This is a genomic window from Mesorhizobium sp. M7A.F.Ca.US.008.03.1.1, from assembly GCF_003997495.1.
In the GTDB taxonomy this organism is placed as follows: domain Bacteria; phylum Pseudomonadota; class Alphaproteobacteria; order Rhizobiales; family Rhizobiaceae; genus Mesorhizobium.
The window spans coordinates 15,418-34,179 of the sequence record NZ_RZRU01000025.1; the positions used below are offsets into that span (position 1 = coordinate 15,418).

General features: G+C 61.5%; 16 protein-coding genes and 1 tRNA gene. 8 read left to right on the forward strand and 9 right to left on the reverse strand.

What is annotated here, in order from left to right:
- The first annotated feature begins 22 nt into the window (after window positions 1-22).
- From iolD to phnN, 7 genes are all read left to right on the forward strand, one after another.
- Complete coding sequence (gene iolD / locus EOA16_RS26805; protein ID WP_127260821.1) at window positions 23-1,873, forward strand: 3D-(3,5/4)-trihydroxycyclohexane-1,2-dione acylhydrolase (decyclizing); 1,851 nt, start codon at window positions 23-25, stop codon at window positions 1,871-1,873.
- Window positions 1,874-1,936: 63 nt separating this feature from the next.
- On the forward strand, window positions 1,937-2,854 hold the full coding sequence (iolE, locus tag EOA16_RS26810) for a myo-inosose-2 dehydratase (RefSeq protein WP_127260822.1): 918 nt from the start codon (window positions 1,937-1,939) through the stop codon (window positions 2,852-2,854).
- 57 nt (window positions 2,855-2,911) lie between these two features.
- Window positions 2,912-3,160, forward strand: coding sequence for a DUF3329 domain-containing protein (locus tag EOA16_RS26815; protein WP_127260823.1), 249 nt, complete (start codon window positions 2,912-2,914; stop codon window positions 3,158-3,160).
- Between the two features lie 344 nt (window positions 3,161-3,504).
- Window positions 3,505-4,317: a 5-deoxy-glucuronate isomerase gene (gene iolB, locus EOA16_RS26825; protein WP_127260824.1), complete on the forward strand. Its 813-nt coding sequence runs from the start codon at window positions 3,505-3,507 to the stop codon at window positions 4,315-4,317.
- A 153-nt stretch (window positions 4,318-4,470) separates the two neighbouring features.
- A complete protein-coding gene (locus tag EOA16_RS26830) occupies window positions 4,471-5,178 on the forward strand; it encodes a DUF1045 domain-containing protein (protein ID WP_127260825.1) in 708 nt (235 codons plus the stop codon).
- A 13-nt stretch (window positions 5,179-5,191) separates the two neighbouring features.
- Window positions 5,192-6,331: an alpha-D-ribose 1-methylphosphonate 5-triphosphate diphosphatase gene (locus tag EOA16_RS26835; protein ID WP_127260826.1), complete on the forward strand. Its 1,140-nt coding sequence runs from the start codon at window positions 5,192-5,194 to the stop codon at window positions 6,329-6,331.
- A complete protein-coding gene (phnN, locus tag EOA16_RS26840; protein ID WP_164754398.1) occupies window positions 6,328-6,957 on the forward strand; it encodes a phosphonate metabolism protein/1,5-bisphosphokinase (PRPP-forming) PhnN in 630 nt (209 codons plus the stop codon). The genes EOA16_RS26835 and phnN overlap by 4 nt, the downstream gene beginning before the upstream one ends.
- Before the next feature lie 44 nt (window positions 6,958-7,001).
- Here the strand turns inward: phnN and EOA16_RS26845 are convergent, their stop codons facing one another.
- From EOA16_RS26845 to EOA16_RS26855, 3 genes are all read right to left on the reverse strand, one after another.
- Window positions 7,002-7,997: an ABC transporter permease gene (locus EOA16_RS26845; protein WP_127260827.1), complete on the reverse strand. Its 996-nt coding sequence runs from the start codon at window positions 7,995-7,997 to the stop codon at window positions 7,002-7,004.
- 59 nt (window positions 7,998-8,056) lie between these two features.
- Window positions 8,057-9,595, reverse strand: a complete 1,539-nt coding sequence (locus EOA16_RS26850; protein WP_127260888.1) for a sugar ABC transporter ATP-binding protein — start codon at window positions 9,593-9,595, stop codon at window positions 8,057-8,059.
- A gap of 115 nt (window positions 9,596-9,710) precedes the next feature.
- Window positions 9,711-10,673 (reverse strand): sugar-binding protein, encoded by a 963-nt coding sequence (locus EOA16_RS26855; protein WP_127260828.1) that lies wholly within the window; start codon window positions 10,671-10,673, stop codon window positions 9,711-9,713.
- 559 nt (window positions 10,674-11,232) lie between these two features.
- Between EOA16_RS26855 and EOA16_RS26865 the strand changes: the two genes are divergently transcribed.
- Window positions 11,233-12,354, forward strand: a complete 1,122-nt coding sequence (locus EOA16_RS26865; protein ID WP_164754399.1) for a LacI family DNA-binding transcriptional regulator — start codon at window positions 11,233-11,235, stop codon at window positions 12,352-12,354.
- 160 nt (window positions 12,355-12,514) lie between these two features.
- Here EOA16_RS26865 and EOA16_RS26875 read toward each other — a convergent pair whose 3' ends face one another.
- The 6 genes from EOA16_RS26875 to EOA16_RS26900 all read right to left on the reverse strand — a co-directional run bounded on the left by EOA16_RS26875 (window position 12,515) and on the right by EOA16_RS26900 (window position 18,548).
- The gene (locus tag EOA16_RS26875; protein WP_127260829.1) at window positions 12,515-13,264 is read right to left on the reverse strand and encodes a DUF6339 family protein; all 750 of its coding nucleotides are present in this window, start codon (window positions 13,262-13,264) and stop codon (window positions 12,515-12,517) included.
- The gene (locus EOA16_RS26880) at window positions 13,261-14,097 is read right to left on the reverse strand and encodes a hypothetical protein (RefSeq protein WP_127260830.1); all 837 of its coding nucleotides are present in this window, start codon (window positions 14,095-14,097) and stop codon (window positions 13,261-13,263) included. The genes EOA16_RS26875 and EOA16_RS26880 overlap by 4 nt, the downstream gene beginning before the upstream one ends.
- Window positions 14,087-15,961 (reverse strand): hypothetical protein, encoded by a 1,875-nt coding sequence (locus EOA16_RS26885; RefSeq protein WP_127260831.1) that lies wholly within the window; start codon window positions 15,959-15,961, stop codon window positions 14,087-14,089. Before EOA16_RS26885 ends, EOA16_RS26880 begins: the two co-directional genes overlap by 11 nt.
- Window positions 15,962-16,030: 69 nt before the next feature.
- The gene (gene dcm / locus EOA16_RS26890; RefSeq protein ID WP_127260832.1) at window positions 16,031-17,074 is read right to left on the reverse strand and encodes a DNA (cytosine-5-)-methyltransferase; all 1,044 of its coding nucleotides are present in this window, start codon (window positions 17,072-17,074) and stop codon (window positions 16,031-16,033) included.
- A 341-nt stretch (window positions 17,075-17,415) separates the two neighbouring features.
- A tRNA-Arg gene (locus tag EOA16_RS26895) sits at window positions 17,416-17,492 on the reverse strand.
- A gap of 132 nt (window positions 17,493-17,624) precedes the next feature.
- Complete coding sequence (locus tag EOA16_RS26900; RefSeq protein ID WP_127260833.1) at window positions 17,625-18,548, reverse strand: DUF1003 domain-containing protein; 924 nt, start codon at window positions 18,546-18,548, stop codon at window positions 17,625-17,627.
- Between the last annotated feature and the right edge of the window lie 214 nt (window positions 18,549-18,762).

Genomic DNA, 18,762 nt, shown 5'->3' on the forward strand with positions numbered 1-18,762 from the left:
TAGGACTGCGGAGGAAACCACCATGACAAAGACAATCCGCCTGACGATGGCGCAGGCGCTGACTCGCTTCCTGTCGTGCCAGATGACCGAGATCGACGGTAGCAAAGTCCCGATCTTCGGCGGCGTCTGGGCGATCTTCGGCCACGGCAATGTCGCTGGCATCGGCGAGGCGCTCTATCAGGTGCGCGACGAACTGCCGACCTTCCGCGCCCACAATGAACAGGCGATGGCGCATGCGGCGATCGCCTACGCCAAGGCCAATTTCCGCCGCCGCTTCATGGCCGCGACCTCTTCGATCGGCCCCGGCGCGCTCAACATGGTGACGGCGGCAGCGCTCGCCCATGTAAACAGGTTGCCCGTCCTGTTTTTGCCGGGCGACGTCTTCGCCAACCGCATTCCCGACCCGGTGCTGCAGCAGGCCGAGGATTTCTCCGACGGCACCGCGACGGTCAACGACTGCTTCCGTCCGGTTTCGCGCTATTTCGACCGCATCACCCGGCCGGAGCAGATCATTCCTGCGCTCAGCCGCGCCATGGCTGTGCTGACCGATCCGGCCGAATGCGGCCCGGTGACCCTGTCGCTGTGCCAGGACGTCCAGGCCGAGGCCTACGACTACCCCGTGAGCTTCTTTGCCGAGCGGGTCTGGCACCAGCGCCGGCCGCGCCCGGACCGCCAGGAACTGGCCGCCGCGTTGGCGGCGCTCAAGGGAGCAAAAAAGCCTCTGGTGATCGCCGGCGGCGGTGTCCTCTATTCGCAGGCGTCGGACGAGCTGGCGAAATTCGCCGAGAGCGCCGGCATCCCGGTCTGCGAGACGCAAGGCGGCAAATCCTCGCTGCCGGACGATCATCCGCTCAACATGGCGGCGGTCGGCGTCACCGGCACTTCTGCCTCCAACCGGCTGGCTGAGGAAGCCGATGTCGTGCTGGCCATCGGCACGCGCCTGCAGGATTTCACCACCGGCTCATGGGCGCTGTTCAAGAATTCGGGCAAGACCATCATCGGGCTCAACGTGCAGCCCTTCGACGCCGGCAAGCACCGCGCCCTGCCATTGGTGGCCGATGCGGCCGAGGGCCTGGCCGAACTCGGAGCTGGGCTGAAGGGCTGGAAGGCGCCGGCAGCCTGGACCGACAATGCGTCCTCCGGCAAGAAGACCTGGCAGGCCGAGGCAGCCAAGGTGACGGCGTCGACCAATGCCGCCTACCCGTCCGATGCGCAGGTGATCGGCGCCGTGCAGCGCGCCATGGGCTCCGGTGTGACGCTGCTGAATGCCTCCGGGGGGTTGCCGGGCGAATTGCACAAACTGTGGCAGGCTGGCGCGCCCGGCTCGTACCATGGCGAATATGGCTTCTCGACCATGGGCTACGAGATCGCCGGCGGGCTCGGCGCCAAGATGGCGAAGCCCGATCAGGAGATCGTCGTCATGATCGGCGACGGCTCCTATCTGATGATGAATTCGGAGATCGCCACCTCGGTGATGCTCGGACTGAAACTGACCATCGTTCTGCTCGACAATCGCGGCTATGGCTGCATCAACCGGCTGCAGATGGCGACCGGCGGCGCCAACTTCAACAATCTCCTGAAGGACTCGCGCCACGAGGTTCTGCCCGACATCGACTTTGCCGCGCATGCGGCGAGCATGGGGGCGATCGCCGAGAAAGTGCTGTCGATCGCCGGGCTGGAAAACGCGCTGGCACAAGCCAAGAAGAATACGCGCACCACGGTGCTCGTCATCGATACCGACCCGCTGGTTTCCACCGATGCCGGGGGCCATTGGTGGGACGTGGCGGTGCCCGAAGTGTCTGTGCGGCCGCAGGTCAACGCGGCGCGCAAGGCGTATGACGAGAAGCGGAAGATGCAGACCGTCGGCGATTGATATAGGCGCTGCCACCCCTACCTCCCCCTTTGCGGGAGGTGAACAAGAAACCGGAGTGACGACTTGAAAGCCAAACTGGGCATGTCCCCCATTGCATGGTGGAACGACGATCTCGCCGAACTCAGCGATGACGTGTCGCTGGAGGAATGCCTGCGCCAGTCGCGCTCGGCCGGCTTCACCGGCATGGAGATGGGCCGGCGTTTTCCCAATGATCCCGAAATCATGCTGCCGATCCTGAAGGCCGCCGACGTCACGCTGTGCGGTGGCTGGTTCTCGGGCACGCTGGTCGACGGGGAGATGGCCGGCAACAAGGATCGCATCCAGCCGATGATCGACCTGTTCAAGGCGGTGAACGCGCCTTGCATCGTCTATGGCGAGGTCGGCCGCTCGATCCAGGGCGACCGCTCGAAGCCGCTGGCCACCAAGCCGAAGCTGTCGGACGACGAGATGAAAGCCTATGCGAGGCGCCTCACTGAATTTGGCGAATGGTGCGCCGAGCAGGGCATGCCGCTCTCCTATCACCACCATATGGCGGCCCTGGTCGAGACCGAGCCGGAACTCGATGCCTTCATGCGTTATTCCGGAGCCGGCATTCCGCTGCTGCTCGATGCCGGACATCTGGCATTCGCCGGCGGCGACGTGCTGCGCGCCATCGACAACCACCATACCCGGATCAGCCATGTGCATGTGAAGGACGTTCGCATGGGGGTGATCGAAAAGCTCGATCGCACCAAACAATCCTTTCTCGACGCGGTGACGCTCGGCGCCTTCACCGTGCCGGGCGACGGTTCGCTGGACTTCGGCGCCATCGTGCAGCGCTTCGCCGACCATGGCTATGAGGGCTGGTTCGTGGTCGAGGCCGAGCAGGACCCGAAGAAGAACCCGCCGCTCAGAATGGCGCAAGTTGGCTACAAGGAATTGATGCGCGTCATGACCGCCGCCGGCTACACGGTCGAGACGCAAGGCTTTCCCAATGCCTGATCAAGGGGGCCTGATGCGACGGGTTCCCGGCGAGGCCGATTGCTGTAGATTGGCCCGATGAAAGATTCCGAGCACCCCTTCTTCCGGCCTTTGTGGCGGCGTGTCGCCATCGTCGCGGTCTGCGTCATCTGGTCGATCATCGAGTTCGCCACCGGCACGCCGTTCTGGGGCATGATCGCGCTCGGCTTCGCCGGCTACGCCGTCTGGCAGTTTTTTTATCTCTACAAGCCGGCCGATGAGGGCAAGGCACCGGCTGACGAACCGAAGACTAGCGAACCAAAGGCCGGCGCTGAGCCAAAGGAATGATTGGAGACGGTCCTGTGGATCGAAGACTGCGTGGGTAGCGGATTGCATACGTTGGCGATTGGCCGAAACGCCTCTCGCTTCGTCATCCTAGGGCGGAGCAAGGAGCGAAGCGACGCGGCGCAGACCCTAGGATCCATGCCGCGCCCCATGGGCGCCGCTACGGTGGAGAATTCTGCTCCGCTGCGCCCCTCGGCTGAGGTAACGGCATGGATCCTAGGGTCTTCGCGACGGAGCTTCGCTCCTGCTTCGCCCTAGGATGACGAAGTTGGGAGGCTTCGGCCAATCTCGAAGATTTGCGACCGTCCGGCACCCGGCGCCTCGGTCAAAGGATAGGAGAGACAAGAATGTCGAAGCTGCTCGTCAAAGCCAACAAAGGCCATGGCCGCGTCGCCCATGTGACGCCGAAAAGCGCCGGCTGGACCTATGTCGGTTTCGACCTGCATCGGCTGAAGCCCGGCGAGAGCGCCTCCGGCAAGACCGATGATCGCGAAGCCTGCCTGGTGTTCGTCACCGGCAAGGGCAATGCGAAAGCCGGCGGCAAGGAGCTTGGCCTGCTCGGCGGGCGCATGTCGCCTTTCGAGGGCAAGCCGTGGTCGGTCTACCTGCCCCAGGGATCGGACTGGTCGGTGACGGCGGATACCGAGCTGGAACTCGCGGTCTGCTCGGCGCCGGGCCTTGGCGGCGGCCTGCCGGTGCGGGTGATCGCACCGGACGATCTCGGCCAGGAGGTGCGCGGCAAGGGCACCAACACGCGCTACGTCACCAACATCCTGCCGGAGGGCAAGCCGGCCGATTCGCTGCTGGTGGTCGAGGTCATCACGCCTGGCGGCCACACGTCGAGCTACCCGCCGCACAAGCACGACCAGGACAATCTGCCCGCCGAATCCTATCTCGAGGAAACCTACTATCATCGCCTCAACCCGCCGCAGGGCTTTGCCTTCCAGCGCGTCTACACCGACGCCGACAAGAATGGCCATCGCGCGCTCGACGAAGCAATGGCGATCGAGGATGGTGATGTCGTGCTGGTGCCCAAAGGCTATCACCCCTGCGCTGCCTGCCACGGCTACGACCTCTATTATCTCAACGTCATGGCCGGGCCGAAGCGGACGTGGAAATTCCACAACGCGCCTGAGCACGAGTGGCTGATGAAGGCCTGATCGGTCGCTGCGTGAGCACTCGCTCCCTGGTCCAGCACGAAAAAATCGTCGGCTAATGACCCCGCCGCAGCGTTTTGTTACCTGAAAGCCAGCAAGGCTTCGTCAATTCGTCATGGAAATCACCTATGGCAGCGAAGCTGACAAGGACTTTCCATGCGTTATGCCATCTATTTCACTCCCCGGCAGGACGAGCCACTGGCGCGGATCGCCGCCGACTGGCTGGGCCGCGACCCGTTTGGCGCCGCAACGAGGCCGGTCGAAGCGGTGGCCGACCTGTCGGCGGCGGAAGTCGCTTTCCACACCGCTTCGGCGCGCCGCTATGGTTTCCATGCGACGCTGAAAGCCCCCTTCCGCCTGGCTGCCGACGAGACGGAAGCCTCGCTGCGCGCCGCACTCGACCATTTTGCCGAGGCGACGCCGGTGGTGACCATCCCGCGTCTCGTCGTCAGCCAGATCGACGGCTTCTTCGCGCTGGTGCCGGAAGGACCGCTGCCGGCGCTCAACCGCTTCGCCGATGATGTCGTGCGCGACTTCGACCGGTTTCGCGCACCGCTGAGCGAGGCGGAAATCGAGCGGCGCAGCCCGGATTCGCTGAAGCCGGCCGAGTTCCGCAACCTCTGCCAATTTGGTTACCCCTATGTCTTCGAAACCTTTCGCTTCCACATGACGCTCTCCGGCCGGGCGGGGTCACAGGAAAGCCCTCGTTTGCGCGCAGCGATCGACAGCCTGTTCGCGGAAGTGCTGCAACAGCCGGTGCTGGTGGATGCGCTGACCTTGTTTGTCGAAACCGAACCGGGTGCACCGTTCATGGTGCTCTCGCATCACGCGCTCGGGCGCCGCCCGACCAGAAAAACCGCCTGAAGGACTGCCTGAAATGACCGCCGAGACCGTTCTCCACAATGCCCGCATCGTGCTTGCCGACGAGATCGTCGAGGGTTCGCTGGTGCTGCGCGACGGCTTTATAGCCGGCATCGAAGCCGGCACCAGCCACATCGGCGAGGATATGGGCGGCGACTATATCATTCCGGGGCTGGTCGAATTGCACACCGACCATCTTGAAGGCCATTACGCGCCGCGGCCCAAGGTGCGCTGGAACCCGATCGCCGCCGTGCTCGCCCATGACGCGCAGGTGGCAACCGCCGGCATCACCACCGTGCTCGACGCCTTGCGCGTCGGCATGGACGAAGACGCCGACCTGACATCGGCCGACATCCGCAAACTGGCCGACGCGATCGAGGACAGTGTGAAGCAGGACCGTCTGCGCGCCGACCATTTCATCCATCTGCGCTGCGAGGTTTCGGCACCGGACTGCCTCAGGGCTTTCGTCAATTTCGACGGCGACGAGCGGGTCAAGCTGGCATCACTGATGGACCATGCGCCAGGCCAGCGCCAGTTCGTCAACCTCGAGACCTATGCCTACTATTACCAGCGCAAGCTGAAGCTGACCGATCGCGACTTCAAAGTGTTCTGCGAAAAGCGGATGGCAGAATCGGCGCGCAATTCGGCGCCGAACCGGGCGGTGATCGCCGCCGCCTGCCAGGAGCGCGGCATCGTGCTGGCCAGCCACGACGACGCCACATCAGGCCATGTCGACGAGGCGATCGAACAGGGCGTCCGGGTCGCCGAATTCCCTACCACGGAAGAGGCGGCCAGGGCCTCGAAAGAGGCCGGGATGGGTGTGCTGATGGGCGCGCCCAACGTCATGCGCGGCGCCTCGCATTCGGGCAATGTTTCGGCCCGTACGCTGGCCAGCGACGGCCTGCTCGACATCTTGTCGTCCGACTACATTCCCTTCAGCCTGATTCAGTCGGCGTTCTTCCTCGGCGATGTCGTCGAAGGCATTTCCCTGCCGCAGGCGGTCGCCATGGTTTCGAAAAACCCGGCCGATGCGGTTGGCCTGACCGACCGCGGCGTCATCGAGCAGGGCCGCCGCGCCGATCTGGTGCGGGTGCGTGTCGACGACCATGTCCCAGTCGTGCGCACCGTCTGGCGGCAGGGGCGCCGGGTGGCATGATGGTGTCGGCACTGATCGAGCGGGAACTGTCGGCCGAGACGTTTCCGATCCGCGGTGGCGTTTTCGTCGCCGTGGTCGGCCCAAGCGGCGCCGGCAAGGACACGGTGATCGGCTACGCCCGCAGCCATTTTGCCGATGAGACAAGGCTGGAGTTCGTCCGCCGGGTCATCACCAGGCCGAGCGATATGGCCAGCGAGGATCACGACACGCTGGCGGATGCCGCCTTCGTCGAAGCCGAAGCCGACGGCGCCTTCGCCATCTCCTGGGAAGCGCACGGCTTGCGCTACGGCATCCCCGCCGATATCGACTGGTCTGTCGCCAATGGCCGTGTTGCTGTCGCCAATGTGTCGCGCGCGATCATCCCCTTCTTGCGCGAACGCTATGCCAATCTGGCCATCGTCGAGATCACCGCCTCACCTGAAGTGCTGGCCGAGCGCCTGGCGATGCGCGGCCGCGAGTCACGCGGCGAAGTGCTGGCGCGGCTGGCACGCAGCGCCAATGTCACTCTGTCCGGGCCCGGCGTCACCTCGATCGACAACAGTGGCCCGCGCGAGGCGGCTGGCGAACGCTTCGCCGAGGTGCTGCGCAAGGCGATGGCATTTTCAGACATGTCGGGCCTGATCTGACGTTCTTCCTTCTCCCCTTGCGGGAGAAGGAAGTCCGCGCCGTGCTATTCCGCGGCCGCGCCGGCAGCGCTTTTGCGGGTGGCGTCGACCATCAGCCGCCGTTCCCGGAACACACCCCATTGCTGGTCGACCAGCACGCCGATGAGGATGACGCCGCCCATCACCGCGAAGTTGAGCGAGGACGGAATGCCAAGCAGATTGACGAGGTTCTGCAACTCCTGCAGCAGCACCGTGCCGAGGATGACGCCGATCAGCGAGCCTTCGCCGCCGCGCAGCGAGAAGCCGCCGAGCACGGCTGCGGCGATGGCGTAGAGTTCGTAGAACTGGCCGTGGCTGGCCGGCGAGATCGAGCGCGTGTACATGGCGAAATAGATTGCCGACAGCGCCGTCAGCACGCCGCAGATGACATAGGCGGCGATGACGACACGGCCGGTGCGGATGCCGGAATATTTCGCCGCCTCCTCGTTCTTGCCGATGGCGTAGAGATAGCGGCCGAACACCGAGCGGTGCAGCACCACCCACATGACGATCGAAATAACGATCAGCGCGATGAAGCTGTTCGGCACGCCATAAGAGCGCCCGGCGGTGAGGAATTCGAGGTCGGGGAAATTCTGGCCGAACGCAAAGCCGGCGGTGCCGTCGCCAGTGTAGAAGCGGGCGACGCCGCGGTAGATCAGCAGGCCGCACAGCGTGACGACGAAAGGCTGCAATTTCAGTCTTGTGATCAGCCAGCCATGCGCCAGGCCGATGATGGCGCCAAGCACCAGGATGAGCACGAAGGCGACCGGCCATCCCATGCCGCGCACGGCGATGAAGTCGATGAACAGCGTGCCCAGCAGCGCCACCACCGAGCCGACCGACAATTCGATGCCGCCGGTGATGATGACGAAGGCCTGGCCGATCGACAGGATGCCGAACAGGCCGATCAGGTTCGAGGTGTTGGCGAGGTTGATCGGCAACAGGAAGCGCGGATTGATGAGCGCAACGATCGCCCCGACCACCAGGATCAGGATCAGCAGGCCGAGATCTTTCTTGCTCATCGTCTTCTCCCCAATGCCTGCCTGGACAGGTTCCGCGAGAACCCTCGGCAGAACAAAAACTATTTCGGCTGCTTGCCGACCGCCAGCAGCAGCACGTTTTCCTGGCTGAACCGATCCTTGTCGAGAATGCCGGAGATCTGGCCCTCATGCATGACGGCGATACGGTCGGACACGCCGATCACCTCTTCCATGTCGGAGGAGATCATCAGCACGGCGACACCGGCATCGGCCAACGCCCGCATCAGCCCGTAGATTTCCGCCTTGGCGCCGATGTCGATGCCGCGCGTCGGCTCGTCGAGGATCATCACCTTGGGGTTCATGGCCAGCCACTTGCCGAGCACGACCTTCTGCTGGTTGCCGCCCGACAGCGTGCCGGTGCGCGTCTGCACCGACGGCGCCTTGATGCCGAGATCTTTCTTCTGCTTCTCGGCGGTGGCGGTCTCGGCGCTCGAGGACACCAGGGAGCGGCGCGCATGCGCAGGCAGGTTGGGCAGGGAAATATTCTGCGCGATCGACAGGTCGAGCAGGATGCCGGTCAGCTTGCGGTCTTCCGGCACCAGGAAGATGCCGTGCGCGACGGCGTCGGCCGCGGAAGCCAGCGCGAGCGGCTTGCCGTCGAGTTCCAGCGCGCCGCCGAGCTTCGAGTCGATGCCGAAAAACACCCGCGCCAGCTCGGTGCGGCCGGAACCGACAAGACCGGCAAGGCCGAGGATTTCGCCGCGCCTGACGTCGAGATCGACCGGCCGGCCGGGATAGGCAGGCGTGCGGATGGCCTTGGCCGCAAGCGCCGTGGCGCCGGGCGCACGCGCCGCCTCGGAGGCCTTTTCGCGCTCCTTCAGCATGCGGCCGATCATCAGCTTGACCATCTGGTCGTGGCCGATGTCGCTCTTCGGCAAGGTGCCGGCCAGCATGCCGTCGCGCAGCACGACGACGCGGTCGGCGACACGCTCGACCTCGTGCAGGCGGTGCGAAATGAAGATGACGCTGATGCCGTCGGCCTTCAGCGCCTTGATGACGTCGAGCAATTTGTCGGTCTCGGCGAGCGGCAGGCTCGATGTCGGCTCGTCGAGGATGACCAGCCTTGCCTCGATCGACAGCGCCTTGGCGATCTCGACCATCTGCTGCTGCGCCAGCGACAGGGTCGCGACCTGCGTGTCGGCGGAAAAATTGGCACCGACGCGCTTCAAAAGCGGCGCCACCATGGTGCGCAGCTTGGCGCGGTCGACGAGCTTGAGCGGCCCGGCGCGCAACGGCTCGCGGCCGAAGAAGATGTTGGCGGCGACGTCGAGATTTTCGAACAGATTGAGTTCCTGGTGGACGAAGGCGATGCCGGACCCCAGGCTGCCTTCGACGGAGAGCCTGTCATGCGCGGTGCCGTCGACGGTGATCGTGCCGCTGTCGGGCGTGGTGACGCCGCCGAGGATCTTCATCAAGGTCGATTTGCCGGCGCCGTTTTCACCGACGAGGCCGATGACCTCGCCCGGCCTGACCTCCATGGAAAACCCGTCCAGCGCGACGACGCCCGGATAGGTCTTGCGCACGTTCTCGAGGCTGAGGAACGGCGTGGTTGCTGCGATGGATGTCTCGGAATAATTCATCATGCCTGACAGCGATTGGCGGGCCGACCTTTTGGCAGACTGACGATCCTCGCGCGGTTCGTCAATGCGAGCAGCCGGCTCAAGCGAACTCGAGCCGGCTGAACTGCTTCAAGTCTTAATTTCCAGCCATTGCCTTCAGGTTGGCGGCATAGGCGTCGACGTCATCCTTGCCGATGATCTTGGTCGGGATGATGATGAGGTTGCCTTCCGGGATGCCCGACTTGTCGCCCTTGAGGTAGGCAGCCATCAGCTTCATGCCCTGATAGGCCCATTCGAAGGGCTGCTGCACGACGGTGGCGGCAATGGTGCCTTCCTTGACGCCGCCCAGCGTGATCGGATCGTCATCGAAACCGACGACGGTGATCGAGCCGAGCTTGCCGGCGTCGCGCAGCGCTTCATAAATGCGCGGCGTGTTGTAGGAGTAGAAGCCGACCATGCAGGTGACGTCGGGGCTGGCGACCAGCGCGTCCTCGACATTCTTCTTGGCGCGCGCCTGGTCGATGTCGTCGCCGCGCACGTCGATCAGCTCGATCTTGGTGCCGGCCAGGCCGTCCTTCATGCCCTGGATGCGCTCCTTGGCATTGTCGGCGCCGAGCAGGCCGACGAAGCCGAGGCACTTGCCGCCATCGGGCATCGCCTTCTTGGCGATCTCGGCCGCCTGCTTGCCGGCATCGACGTTGGACGAGCCGATATAGGCGACGCGCTTGGTCTGCGGGGCGTCCGAGTCGGTGGTGAACAGCGCCGTTTCCGAGGCGATCTTGTTGAGGCCATCAGTCGAGGTCTTGGGATCGACGGCCGAGACCATGATGCCCTTGACGCCGGCCGTCACCAGATCGTCCATCAGCCGCTGCTGGATGGCGACCGAGGACTGCTCGGGATATTTGAGCTCGAGCGTGTAGTCCGGCAGTTCGCCCTGCGCCTTCTTGACGCCGGCTTCGGCGGCCTTCCAGAAATCGGAAGCGCCGTTGACGACGAAGGCCAGCGTCGGCTTGTCGTCGGCGCGCGCGATCGCCGTGGCCGACAGGCCAAGCAGCAGCGCGGTCGCGGCTACGGATGCATTTCGTATCAAGGATTTCATGTTCAACCTCCCGTTTGGCTCAGTCGTTGGACCGGCCGATCTTGCACTGACCTGATTTGCCGTTTGCAGCGTGGACGCCCTCCTCCTCAAAGGGGTTCCCGGCACAGAAAGAATGGCGTCGTTCCAGCCACGATCATGGACCTTAGAGACTCATCCTTCGTTCGTAAATAGTCCGATTTGTCTGACATATCACATATCTGCGACAAGGCTTGCGGGGGTAGGATCCGCTCGCCATCGGGCCATTTTTCGTACTCTCCCGCCGCCCGAGCCCACCGGGCCGGATGCGACAGATTGACGGTACAGCGCATTTTTGTATTAGTAAACAGTATTAGTTTTAGGCAATGCCGGCGGTTTTCGCGGCGTATCCACCGGCGAGCCGTCCGCACGGCCAGGCCGCCGCCCGAGCCTTTCGCCCTTTGAGTTTTGGCTTGTATGGAGATGCATGGCGGATGGACCTCCGGCTTACTAATAGTTATAAACGACCTTGACGATATCTCTATAGATCGACGGCGTCACGCCATCTTGCCGGCCTGACCGGCCTGCCAGACTGGGATTTGCCATGAGCGAGACGACGGATCGGGCCAGCGACACGGCGAGGCGGCGCAAGGCGCCGGCCAAGGGCGCCAAGAGCCGCGTCACCATGATCGATATCGCCAGGGCGGCCGGCTGCTCGCAGGCGACCGTTTCCTTCGTGCTCAACAATTCGCCAGGGATCAAGCTGTCGCAGCAGACCCGCGAACGGGTGATCGAAGCCGCGCGGACGCTTGGCTACACCGCGCCTGCTTTCGAGGCACTCCACCCGGCGCTGCCTGCCTTCGAGGGGCCCGCCTTCGAAGGCCTGGACGGCGTCATCGGCTTCGCCGTCGACCAGCTCGCCACCAGCCCGGAAGCCGTCGTTGCCATCGAGGGTGCGCGCCAGGCCTCGTGGAATGCCGGCAACGTGCTTCTGGTGGCGCAGACGCTGGGCGATTCCGTCATGGAGCCGCGCGCCATCGCAGCCCTGACCAAGCGGGGCATTTCGGCGCTGATCTACATGACCATCTTCACCCGCGAGATCACAGCGCCCGACTATCTCTACGGCCTCGACATCCCGGTGATCCTGCTCAACTGCTACACGGCGGATTACGCCTTCCCCGCCGTGGTGCCGAGCGAGATCGCCGGCGGCCAGAGCTCGACCCGCCATCTGATCAGCCACGGCCACCGCCGCATCGCCACCATCACCGGCGAGCCGTGGATGCAGGCCGCACAGGACCGGCTGAAGGGCTACCGCCGCGCGCTCGCCACCGCCGACATCCCGTTCGATCCGGAGCGGGTGATCGAGGGCGACTGGTCGGCCAGCGCCGGCTACGCCGCGACCGTCAAGCTCTTGGCGCTGAAAGACCGCCCGACCGCCATCTTCTGCCAGAACGACCGCACCGCGATCGGCTGCTACGAAGCGCTGAAGGAAGCCGGCCTGCACATCCCTGGGGACATTTCCGTCGTCGGCTACGACGACGAGGAAATCGCCCGTCACCTCTTCCCGCCGCTGACAACCTCCATCCTGCCGCACATGGCGATGGGCCAATGGGCGATCGAACAGCTGGAAGCGCCGGCGGCGGCGGGACGGGGGAGGTATCCGATCACGAAGCTGGAGTGCCCGCTGGTGGAGCGGGAGAGTGTGAGGGGGGTGGGAGTTACTTGAGGCCGCGAACCTTTCGCGCAACGCAACAAGCCAGAACCAAGCGGGCTAGGCGGATTGGCAACAGGAATCAGTTGGTGCACATCCGCGCCAGCGCACATCTTGACCTGACCGCCGCCTAGTAGTTCTTCTTATTGATGGCCTATTGGCTTTAACTTAGCGGTCAGATATCGGCGATCATTAGTTTAGTCGAAATAAGATCAGACACTACGTTAGACGCCTGGATGCTATCGAAGCAATCGATCAGCTTGAAGCCGCCGATGGAATTGACTTCTGCCATTAGCTTTCGGAAAGACCGGCGCTCGAAGAGCTTCTTGTTACCTTTATAAGACGCAACGAGCCTTTCTAGGATCGCTCCAAAAAGTTCCGTCGACTGCGACGTCGTCGGCCTTTCGACTAGGTTTGCCCGGACGTCAGACTTGAAAAGAAAAGCCTCGAGCGCGACCTCCCTATCAAGCTCGGGTACGCGAGCGCAGAGATGCGCCATCCACCAGAGCCGCGACCCTGCGTTGTCTCGTTCGCTTTGACGTTTATCACGGGCGAAGAAGTGCCTGCGTATATGCGTAACGGCCTGCTCATCGTCGTTCGGGATCGGCCATCGGCGTCTCGAATATTCCAGGAGATGGGTGTGGACATAATAAGCCCACAGCCGCTCGTCACGAGCCTCATAAGCTGTAAGGCCGTCGAAGGCATCGTAGAGAACAATGCAGTTGTCCACCTCATAGTGGTCGGCGCCCTTCGAAAACGTCATGTCCTTGAGACGCGACTCATTCACTTCGCGGTCAAGCGAGAACCAAAGGGCGTCGTCGACTTCAATGCTTTCGAAGTTTCCACTTCGATATTGCTGAAGATTGGTCGGAACCGCCTGACGGAGTTCTTCGAGGGTCACACCCTTCAGGAGTCTAGCCTTCATAAATCCGCCTTGAAGAAATAAGCGTCGATGAGCTTCATAGGATGTTTCATTAGTTCCTGAGCTACGAAAGACGCGCTCTGATGGTCCAGGTTGATCGACAGGTCATCACACCTCTTGTGGAAGATGTGCGCCCATCTATAGTTCTCGACTTCATCGGGTTCGTACTTCAGTAGCGAAACGCACTGGATAACCGCGCCAAGATAGATCGAGTTGAGAAGGATGGCCTTTTTCCCGCTATCGTTGCGGGCTAGGTCGATTTTTGCCTTGGTGTCGGGGCTGACAGAGATAATAACTTTGTCGCCGTAGGGGTCCACGCGCCATTGATTGTCGGGGACGTCATAGCTCTTGACCAGCTGGAACGCCGAACTAATGGGTTTGAACGCGTCGCGATCGACGTAGATCGCCTGTGGGACCTCGAGCGCCAGTGCTGCGCCTTCATCGAAGGCGAACGGGCCTGCGCCGAATTCGGCATTGATCCATTTGCACGTGAAGCTTGCGATGTTCGTCCTCGCCACGACGTAGGGGTAGATCAGCACCTCACCGCGAATGGACCCTGCAGGAAAACTGTGAGAGAACGTCGGGACATCGCTAAGCACAGCCTTCCGGAAGTAGGTGTCGCGGCATGCGAACACCACGGAATATGCAGCGCGTCCGGCTTCGATTTCCGCCACGATCTCGGGCACCGAGAGGGCGAAGGAGATATTAGCCGTAAGCGTCAGACCGTCGCCCGATTGGGTGAAGTCGACGGTCGCTTGGATGTCGCCATCGATATAGTCGTCAACCGATGGACGAAGAACGGGGTAGGGGAACGCCCTGAGAAGATCAAACTGCATGTGTTACAACCTTGATCGTGCCGATAAACTCACGGTCGAGTTCGACCTCGAACGACAGACGTTCCCCTGAAATCATCTGAAGCGAACCAACAATTCCGGCTGTTACCTCGCCGATCGTCGAATTTACGACGTTCAGAGGTCTATCGGTGTCAGCTCCGGAATCCTGGAGCACAACTCGCCCCATACCGGTTCTCAGCGGTGTGAAGGCGATCCGGCGGCGCCGTTTGTCTAAGAGGGGAACGGCTCGGACGTCCCGGACCGGAGCTGCGGAAAAAGCTCCGTGTTGCGCGTTGCCCATCCCGCCCTCGCTCGCGTCGTCTCCACCCGAGCTATCGTTTGCTGTTGCCTCCCCTGCACCGCCTGCGCCGGGGCCAATATTTTTGCCATCCGCATTGGTCTCTTCGGGACTGTCGACGACGTCGTTGTCGTCGAGGTCTAAGACGACCTCGTTGGTAGCCGAGACAGAGTTTGGCGCTCGCGTTTTAATCTTTATCTGCCGCGCACGGATGACGATTTTTCCTGCAGGGTTTTCATCCGGCTTCTTTCCGCCCCCTTCGTCTTCCTCGTCGGCGAAAAAGTCCGCTAGTTCATCAAGATTCGTCACCTCAGTGACAGGATCTTGGGCATGACGCTTAAGCATTTCGCGAACAAATGCAGCAAGCTCTTTAAGTGCCGTTTTGCCAGCGCTACGCTTATCTGGCGGAAGCCGCTCTGGTTCGAAGGCATCATGGCGTGGCGGCTCCATTCCGCGTAGCAGTGCCTGACCCTTGGTGCTGGTGCACTCAAGCACCGCAACGAAGTCTTTGAATTCGCCGAAGCGCTTGAGCCCAGTGAGCTCCTCAGTAATCAGCATACCGTTTCTCAGCACGGCCACTTTTTTCGGCAGCTTTTCACCGACAAGAATTCGTACTTGGCAGTCGCCAAGATGAAGGTTTTGCGTGTTCTCGATAGAAACGCCTTCGCCACCTTCCAGAGCTTCCAGGTAGCTCAGAATTGTCCTGAAGCGCCCTGCTTCGCCTTCCTGCTCGTCGGCCACCTTGGCCAGCGTCGTGTCGTTCAGCAAAGTATCCAGGCTTGCCAAATTGATGTCGTGGCCTCCCTCGATGGAAACTTCCAGCTCGCCGCGTTTGATCGCGCCAAAGAAATTCATGAGGATGTTGGCAGTCAAAACTTTCTGCCAGTCCTTCACAGCGTCGAAGCCTAAGATGCTAAGCGTCGTGCCGGCGAAGCCTGAAATCTGACTGTCATGCGTTCTGCGTAGCCAATCAGGAACGTCATCCGTGATAGAGGTGATGGGCATGCATCCGTCGGTTTCGCCCCAAAACCCGGTTCCTCTTCGTACCTTTTTCTTGTCGAGGTGGGACATAAGTACGGACTTGCCCTGGACGTAATGGTGCCAGTTCTCGTCCTCGTCTTTCCAAACTGTCGTCACGAAGACCGTACGCAATCCGGAAACGGTGAAAGGTGCGAACTTTCCGATGCCGTAGGATCCCGTTGATGTATCAGCCTTACGGCTCTGGCCTGTGGCTTTCAGAAGGGCGAAGAACGGCTGCCCGTTTTCACACGGACCTTTAACTCCGATCGTGTTCGAATCTTCGATTTGCAGAACGAGCAGGTCTTTTTTCTTGAGCAGGCCCTGCGCGTGATTGAAAAACTTGATCGCCTTCTCGTTTTGCTCGACCTTCGCAGAAACTAAGCACTTGTCGATCGTTGCTGAAAAGCTATCGAAGTCGGGAATTCGGGACGGGGAGATTTTCTTAAGCGAAACGCGGATGCGCGCCGGATTTCCGGCTTTCGCGTCTATGGTGTTCTGTGGGACCTCGCGGCCAAGATGCTGAAACGGGTTGCCGCTGAAGTGCTCCATCGCGGAATCGTTGAAACCGTCCCATTAACCCGACGCGTCAATCGGGAACTCGAACCCCACCTTTGCCAATTAGGATACCCCATTCACAAGCTTGGCTTTTACGCGTTCCGCTAAAAGTTTTGCTACCGGAACAGCGATCGCATTACCAACTTGTGTATAACGTTTCGCACGCGGCACAACCTCAGGAAACGAAAAATCCTTTGGAAAACCTTGCAATCGCAAGCATTCGTTCTCGGTCAGCTTTCTCAATCCGTGGCCATTCATAATGAATGGCACATTATGACCGCCGAGGCCCATATTGGCAGTCAGTGTTGGGCAAACACCCGCTTCCTTCGCGCGTACCTCATACTTGCGAAGCTGATAAAGGCGCTCGCGATCAGTCACGGCTTCTGAGATCATCTTGTAGTAACGATTCTCATTATCAAGATAATATTCGTCTGCTACGCTTTCTTCGAAGCTGATGTAGTCCCTCAGGCGCTTCGGCGTCGCATTCTTCTCAGCCGGGAAAGTGAATCGCCCGCTGTTGAAGTGCTCCATGGAGAGGGCGACCATAAACAGGCGGGTTCGCTGCTGGGGCAACTCTGTCAGTTCGAAGGCGCTCAGTTCTTGGGCGTTTTCTGGTCTGAACCAATATCCAGCCTTCTGGATGGCACGCTGAACCTCCAGAAACCATGCTCCACCCTCACCATACCGTAGAAACGGCGCATTCTCCAACACTAGAACTTTTGGCTTTTCGTCGCCGAATTGCTCGATGATGCGGATGATCTCGAAAAACAGGCGACCTCGAGGATCCTCAAAGCCTTTCTTTTCTCCGGCCTGAGAGAAGCTCTGGCAAGGAAAGCCTGCATGAAGGATATCCACAGGCGTCAAGCTGTCAGCGACGACGTCGATTTCGGATACGCTTTTCGTGATCAGGCGGACGTGCGGAAGGTTTCTCCTGTACGTTTCCGCCGCATGATCGTCGATCTCCACTGCCCAAGAAGATTGAAAACCAGCCTGCTCGAAGCCGAGACAGAATCCGCCGATTCCGGAGAACAAAGCACCGCAAGTTAACGTCATTTCTATACCAATTCTGAGACTCACAGACGCGCCGGAGCGCGCCTCTTTGTACACCAACGATCGACAGTTCGGCAGCGGGTCTTGAAAAAATAAGGTTGTGCGTGCGATGTCGACGTAATGCCGCCTTTGCTCGACAAGGCGTTTTTTAGCCTAGGTAGTCGTTCGGACTTCAAACGGCTTGAGTTTTTACCTGGGCGCAAGGCCATCGCGAAAGCGACCGCAATTCATGCCCTTTGGAACACATATTGCCAGTGAGATCGCTTGGGATTGCTAAATGCCGTTACGTTACGCGCAAGTCATTCTGATTCCGACATGATTGGGAGAAGCTATTGGGCGATCCCAAAATTACGCTTCGTGAAAAATCGCAAAAATTTCAATTGTTTGGTGATGTGTCATGGCGCACCCGACAGGATTCGAACCTGTGACCTCTGCCTTCGGAGGGCAGCGCTCTATCCAGCTGAGCTACGGGTGCTTCCCGGAATCCGGAAAACGAACCAGCCGGTGAACCGGCAAGTCACGGCTTCTTAGCGGAAGCAGGCGCGGGCTTCAACGGGCAATTGGAGATTGGCGGCGAGTTGGCTCGGGGCTTCCAGGCTGCGGCCTATCAGGTTGCCGCCCCGCTCTTAACCGTCCGCCGCCCTCGCACCGCCCGCTTCGGCTTCTTCGCACCTGTCAGTTCGTGCATCGCATCCAGCTGCATCTGCTGCATTTCGGCCAGGCGGGTCCATTGGCGCGAGATGAGGTAGTCGAGTTTTTCGTGCAGGTGGCGCACTTCGAGCTCGGCCTTGAGATTGACGCGGTAGTCGTTGAAGGAGCGCAGGCGGTCCTTGGACTCCTGCCGCCTCTGGCTCATCATGATGATCGGCGCCTGGATGGCGGCGATGCAGGAGAGCAGCAGGTTGAGCAGGATGAAGGGGTAGGGATCGAAGGCGGCGCTCATGCCGGCGATCAGGTTGATGCCGATCCACACCAGCAGCACGCTGCCGAAGGAGATCAGGAACCACCAGCTGCCGCCGAAGGAAGCCATGTTGTCGGAGACGCGGTCGGCAAAGGTGCGGTGCTCCTCGAACTCCTCCTCCGAGTTTTCGGAAATGGTGTCCTGCCTGGCGATCGATTCGACCACCTGGCGGTCGAGCTCGGAGAATTCGCCGTGCTCCTGCTGCAGCAGCTCCTCCATGTAGCGCATGCGGTAGCGGCCGAGCTCGGCGCGGCTGATGCGGGCGCCGGCCGGCAGGTCGGGATGGTCCGAGCGGATGCGGTCGGCAAGGCTCGGGCGCAGCGTGTCGATGCGCACCAGATCGCGCTTGCGGAATTTGCGGCCCGAGATCGCCGATGGTTTTTTCTTCGGCTTGCCACGGTGGGCGCCTGGGCCCGCAGGTTCGGAGTCCGGCACTTCGGGCGTCTCGAAGTGCTCGTCCGATACCGGATCGGCCTCCAGCTCACCGACGATCGGCGCCTCGAAATATTCGCCGCCGTCATCGTTCTGATTGTCGGCCGGTTGCTCGGGCGTTTTGGGGACGGTGCTCATTGTGGGCTCCTGGTGGTGCTGGGCGGTGATATGCCTATGCCGCAACATCGCCAGCTTCGCGACGGATTTCGCGGCGGTACAATTGTTTTTGATCGAGGCCGATCGCTCGTCATCCACGGGCGGAGCGGGAGCGAAGCGGTCGCGCGGACCCGAGGATCCTGTGTGTTGTTGCGGTGAAGAACTTGCCCGATGTTAGCGCCAATCACCCCCTCTG

Excerpts from the sequence above, each read along its gene's own strand:
- EOA16_RS26835 (WP_127260826.1), top strand. The coding sequence starts at position 5,192 with ATGACCGCCGAGACCGTTCTCCACAATGCCCGCATCGTGCTTGCCGAC.
- EOA16_RS26900 (WP_127260833.1), bottom strand. The coding sequence starts at position 18,548 with ATGAGCACCGTCCCCAAAACGCCCGAGCAACCGGCCGACAATCAGAAC.
- iolB (WP_127260824.1), top strand. The coding sequence starts at position 3,505 with ATGTCGAAGCTGCTCGTCAAAGCCAACAAAGGCCATGGCCGCGTCGCC.
- EOA16_RS26885 (WP_127260831.1), bottom strand. The coding sequence starts at position 15,961 with ATGGAGCACTTCAGCGGCAACCCGTTTCAGCATCTTGGCCGCGAGGTC.
- EOA16_RS26855 (WP_127260828.1), bottom strand. The coding sequence starts at position 10,673 with ATGAAATCCTTGATACGAAATGCATCCGTAGCCGCGACCGCGCTGCTG.
- EOA16_RS26845 (WP_127260827.1), bottom strand. The coding sequence starts at position 7,997 with ATGAGCAAGAAAGATCTCGGCCTGCTGATCCTGATCCTGGTGGTCGGG.
- EOA16_RS26830 (WP_127260825.1), top strand. The coding sequence starts at position 4,471 with ATGCGTTATGCCATCTATTTCACTCCCCGGCAGGACGAGCCACTGGCG.
- EOA16_RS26815 (WP_127260823.1), top strand. The coding sequence starts at position 2,912 with ATGAAAGATTCCGAGCACCCCTTCTTCCGGCCTTTGTGGCGGCGTGTC.
- iolD (WP_127260821.1), top strand. The coding sequence starts at position 23 with ATGACAAAGACAATCCGCCTGACGATGGCGCAGGCGCTGACTCGCTTC.
- EOA16_RS26875 (WP_127260829.1), bottom strand. The coding sequence starts at position 13,264 with ATGAAGGCTAGACTCCTGAAGGGTGTGACCCTCGAAGAACTCCGTCAG.
- EOA16_RS26865 (WP_164754399.1), top strand. The coding sequence starts at position 11,233 with ATGAGCGAGACGACGGATCGGGCCAGCGACACGGCGAGGCGGCGCAAG.
- phnN (WP_164754398.1), top strand. The coding sequence starts at position 6,328 with ATGATGGTGTCGGCACTGATCGAGCGGGAACTGTCGGCCGAGACGTTT.
- EOA16_RS26850 (WP_127260888.1), bottom strand. The coding sequence starts at position 9,595 with ATGAATTATTCCGAGACATCCATCGCAGCAACCACGCCGTTCCTCAGC.
- EOA16_RS26880 (WP_127260830.1), bottom strand. The coding sequence starts at position 14,097 with ATGCAGTTTGATCTTCTCAGGGCGTTCCCCTACCCCGTTCTTCGTCCA.